The organism is Schleiferilactobacillus shenzhenensis LY-73 (assembly GCF_000469325.1).
Classification (GTDB): domain Bacteria; phylum Bacillota; class Bacilli; order Lactobacillales; family Lactobacillaceae; genus Schleiferilactobacillus; species Schleiferilactobacillus shenzhenensis.
On sequence record NZ_KI271606.1, the window covers coordinates 27,735 to 29,346 of the forward strand.

At 56.1% G+C, this 1,612-nt stretch carries 1 protein-coding gene and 1 pseudogene; both read left to right on the top strand.

Features of this window, described 5'->3' with window-relative positions; translation table 11 throughout:
- Positions 1–275 precede the first annotated feature (275 nt).
- Entirely contained in the window at positions 276–713 is a 438-nt protein-coding gene (gpG, locus tag L248_RS12955) for a phage tail assembly chaperone G (RefSeq protein ID WP_040536830.1), read from the top strand.
- 108 nt (positions 714–821) lie between these two features.
- A pseudogene (locus tag L248_RS15400) lies at positions 822–1,612 on the top strand (phage tail tape measure protein); the annotation flags it as partial.

A 1,612-nucleotide genomic window follows, 5' to 3' on the forward strand; every position in this document is an offset into this window, starting at 1 on the left:
TGGCGCTCCTGATCCCACGCCGGATAAGACTGAGGGTAGTTTCGTGGCCCGCGGCGACGCTGGCAACATCTTGCTCATTGGGCGCGAAGCCAACACTGGCTTTGACTTGCCCACATTCCGCAAGTGGGTATTCCCGACTACCGCAGACGACGCCAACATCGTACCCAAGGCGTAGCAATCGCTCTGCATACCTCGTGAGGTATGCCCAATAAGAAGTCGCCACACAAAAACACAGTACACTCCCAGACGAGTGGGCGGCCGATGTGGAGGTCAATATGGCTTACAAAATCAAAATCAACAAAAACGGCAAGGTCAATGAGTACATCCGCAATGAGGACCCGGATCTGCGCGACATGACCAATGCTCTCAAGGTTGAGCAGCAGCAGATCCGCATGTATGGCCGCCCAGAGGGCCCCACCAATGAGGACTTTGACATCAACGAGGCCAACCTGGCGGCGTTTGCCGTGCGCTTTTGGCACAACCAATTTAGTGCCCAGGAGGTCATCGACGGGGCAACGGCCAAGCTCGACACCCTGACCAGTATCAATGTGGCCGTGGGTGACGCGCTCAACGATCCCGACAGCACTAAGCCGGAGGACGTGCGCCCAAAAAAATCACCGAGTCCGACGTCAACGAAAGCATCCGTGCCCTCAACAACTATTACAAAGCGCGCTTACAAGAGGGCTACACGCTCAAAGACGTCGACCAAATGACCATCCGTGACCTCAACCGGTTGGCTGAGGTCTATGCCGTACCCGAAACGACGATCGATAAGGCATTCCCCTGGCTATTTGGCGGGGCTTGATAAGGAGGTATAGCAAATGGCAGGATCACTCGGTCAACTGGCCGCAACAGTCTCACTAAACATTGATCCATTTAACACTAGCGCCAAGACGCTCAACTCCATGATCAAGTCCAGCACCGCTGAGTTAAAGGCTATGGACGCGGCATTTAAGGGTAGCGAGCGCACAGTCTCTGGAATGTCGCAAGCCTATGCAGCGATGAGCCGGCAGATGCAGGCGTATCAGGCCAAGATGCAAAAGCAGAAGGCTGATGCTGACGGCTATGCAACCAAGCTCGACGAGATGCGCAAGAGCGGCACGGCGACCGCTGAACAGCTCAAGAAGCAAGAAGAGCTGACCGCTCGCGCGGGTGCAGCATACAACAAGACCGCGGCCCAAGCGGCTCAGCTGGATAGCCGGATGAGTGCGCTGACCAAAGAGATCACGCTGCAATCCAGCAACTGGACTAAGGTGTCTAACGCTGCAACGGCCTTCGGCAAGGTTAGCACCAGCATCGGTAACGGTCTGAGCAACTTTGGCTCAAAGATGACCACATCGGTCACTCTACCCGTGGTCGCCGGGATGACTGCCGCCAGCAAGGCCGCCATCGACTTCCACAGTGAGATTGATGCCATTGGACCTCTGTTGACCAACGGGGCGGCTGTCACTGGCAAATACAAGCAGCAGCTGGATCAGTTGGCGACCGCAAGCAAAAACTGGTCTGTGCAGTACGGTATCTCTACCAGTAGCATTAATGCAGGGATGGCTGACCTGGTGCGTGCCGGGTACTCAGCGAGCCAGTCGCTCAAGATGATGCCCGCGATCCTGGA

Coding starts and splice junctions, on each gene's coding strand:
- gpG (WP_040536830.1), top strand. CDS start 276: ATGGCTTACAAAATCAAAATCAACAAAAACGGCAAGGTCAATGAGTAC.